The following is a 2,855-nucleotide window of genomic DNA, read 5'->3' as shown; positions in this document are numbered from 1 at the left end:
CCGGTTTTTATGGGCATTTTTTCGGGTATCGGTTACTGTTGTTAAGATACGACGAATTTGCTGGGCTTGAGGGACTTTTTACACAGTCTGACGGTTCGTGTAAATGGCGTAGTGGCGCTTAGCCACTATGAACATTTTACACATTGTTAGCCGCAGGATTCCTTTTTCTATAAATTGTTCTTGGGTAATCTGAATTTCTGACCTTTTCATTAGTTAACTCTTTCAAGGCATTTTTTGCTATCCAACTTGCAGTTTTGTTATCCATTCTTAAAATTTCTTTTGCTAACGAAATTGCCTTTGATTTTAAGTCGATATTTCTTTTTCCAATATTTCTTAAAGCCCAATTAACTGACTTTTTTACATACAATCTTTCGTCTGTACATTCTCTTTTTATAATGGGAAAGAATTGTTCAAATGTATCATTTAGGGATTCTTTGTCTGCCATACAGTAAGCAGCAATTGTTGTGAACCCTGCTCTTTTTTCAAATTCTCTTTCTCTTTTTGTCCATTCAATTGCTTTGGGTATTGCGTATTTACTTTTTGCATACAATCCCATGCAAAACGAGTCACATATTTCCCAATTCTCAAATGTACTCGTCCATTGGTCCATTAGTTTTTCAGTCAGGTTCTCAACATTAAATATCTTGCTACAAAGTAATCTTGCCTCATAAATATTTGATTCAAAAAGCTCCTTGGCAATTTTATCATCTTTGGGAATATTCTTTGCAAATTCTTTCAATTCTTTATGATAAATACCTAAGGCATTATTGGAGGTAATGCCAAATCTGGATTCCTTAATTAGGATTTTTTCAGGATTCGCTTCCTTTTTCAGTTTGTCTATTATTTGGTTTGTTGTCACTTCTTATTGTCGTTAATTTCAATTGCTTGATTGATAAAGTATCTAATTTTTTCTTCACTCAATTCACCCTTTTGAGGTAGAACCCTGATTGCTTTTCCTTTTCCTGTAAGCACTCCAAATTTATCTTCCATTTTGGCTCCTTTCAAGAAACCAAAATCAACTCCATAAGGCATGGTTCTCATATGACATATTCCTCCTTTCCCATTGGAGTATGTTGTGATTCTTGCTTTTCTTGTTTCAATAATTCCTTCGTAAGAAAGTATTATCTCTCTTGCTTGAAGAAATAATTCTTTAAATTCTGATTGTAAATCTTTGTCAAATTGCATTATTATTTTTTTTTGTTCTTGTGGCTAACGTCACGGCTAGGCGCAGTAGCGACGAAGGAGCTATTGACGTCCTAGCCATTGTTCTGCGCTTTTATTTTATGAAATTCCAACATTTTATCGAATAATCTTATTTTCAATCGGTCATTTTCAATCAAAAATGGTATTCTTTCATCCATTTCTGTGCCTGATAGAACCAGATAATTATCCACTTGGTACATCGAACCGTATTTGATCTTGTATACTCCATTTTCACCTGGAGTTTCAATAGGTATATTCACTTCATATTGAGCAACTCCGTTTTTCAACTTGATTGACAACCTTATCTTTCCTTTAGCTGGTCCATATCCAATCCAGTTAGAAAAATTAGATTTATAATCAAACGTCTTATTTACCTCATCAGAAAGATAGTTGCCTTCCAGCATTTGGTCTATACAATTCAGATCATCATCTAATTCATACTTGCAATATGTATCTACATTGACAAATTCTCTGTCAATTAGTTTACCGTTGTAGAAAATTGTAGTTTCTCGTAATCCAAATATGCCATCCTCCATTTTTCGTTTAATTTCTAAATGAAAGACACCCTCTTTATCTATTCTATAACTGTTAACAACTTTTTCATCATCATTATAATCATATTTGTATTTTAAATCCTCATTGAAATATATCGCGCTTAAGCAATCATTTTCAAAACAGTATTTTTTAGTAATTCCTTCATAATCAACGAATTCAACAAAATTATTTTCTATTGATTTAATCTCAACTATTACTCTGTTATTCTCTGTATTAATGATACTTTTAATTTGGTCATCAACTCTGATGATTTAATATTCATTAACTCTATCTAAAAAGCCCTTCTCATTAGTAGAAAAATAATAAATCGATGGTTTATCATATTTTGATCTGTGCTCTTCATACATTAAAACACCGCTTGGTGAGAATCTATAAAGAATATCAATATCTAAGCTAACATTTTTAATTTCAATTTCTTTATCATTATATTTCACATTAGTGTAACTTATTGATCCGTTCTTACTGATTTTTTCATGTCTCAATTTACCATAAGTATCTCTTAACGATTCGGTATTAAGGTTAATGTTTTTTCCATTACAAGTAGATTGAGATTTTAAAATATTCCTTCTAAATAAATTATCAAAAGTCTCTTTTTCTTGATAAATATATGACAATATATGAGCTAGTTCGGCTTCTATTTTCGGGAATTCATATTTCATAAATTCGTATGTTTTTTCTTATTGCGCAGAACGAAGTTGTGCCCTGCGCAGTTCTGAAATTTAGTATGTGGTTGAGGCGAAGCCTCAAAAAATATTTGAAATTTCGGAATTGACGCAGGCATTATGTTGGCGGAAGGGCTGCGCAGCGCACTTCCGCTGACTTAATGCGCAGGGCACAACTTCGTTGGAGTGGAAGTCGGAGCGCAGCGGAGACTTTCACTCCAACGTGGGCAGCAACGCAGCCCGCCATCATCAATAGCTTTCTATAAAGATACAAACTTCAGTCATATAATGAATTCAATGTAACATCAAAAGCACTCTCGGCGGGTTGACGTTGCTGCATTGTTCATGCCCATTAAGCCAAGCCCTTTCCAAATATAAACTTTTTCCCGATACTTAGGGATGCGCTTTCCACTCCACCACTTCCTGTCTAAGGTG

4 protein-coding genes are annotated in these 2,855 nt (G+C 33.8%); all 4 read right to left on the bottom strand.

Annotated features, from left to right (window positions below; genetic code table 11):
- Positions 1-136: 136 nt before the first annotated feature.
- Complete coding sequence (locus tag B036_RS31140) at positions 137-859, bottom strand: DNA alkylation repair protein (RefSeq protein WP_020571602.1); 723 nt, start codon at positions 857-859, stop codon at positions 137-139.
- Entirely contained in the window at positions 856-1,185 is a 330-nt protein-coding gene (locus B036_RS0125685; RefSeq protein WP_020571601.1) for a hypothetical protein, read from the bottom strand. The genes B036_RS31140 and B036_RS0125685 overlap by 4 nt, the downstream gene beginning before the upstream one ends.
- 71 nt (positions 1,186-1,256) lie before the next feature.
- The gene (locus tag B036_RS0125680; RefSeq protein WP_020571600.1) at positions 1,257-1,739 is read right to left on the bottom strand and encodes a hypothetical protein; all 483 of its coding nucleotides are present in this window, start codon (positions 1,737-1,739) and stop codon (positions 1,257-1,259) included.
- Positions 1,740-2,009: 270 nt separating this feature from the next.
- Complete coding sequence (locus B036_RS0125675) at positions 2,010-2,417, bottom strand: hypothetical protein (RefSeq protein ID WP_020571599.1); 408 nt, start codon at positions 2,415-2,417, stop codon at positions 2,010-2,012.
- Between the last annotated feature and the right edge of the window lie 438 nt (positions 2,418-2,855).

Source organism: Neolewinella persica DSM 23188 (genome assembly GCF_000373105.1).
GTDB lineage: Bacteria > Bacteroidota > Bacteroidia > Chitinophagales > Saprospiraceae > Neolewinella > Neolewinella persica.
This window is presented reverse-complemented; position numbering and strand designations above follow the sequence as displayed.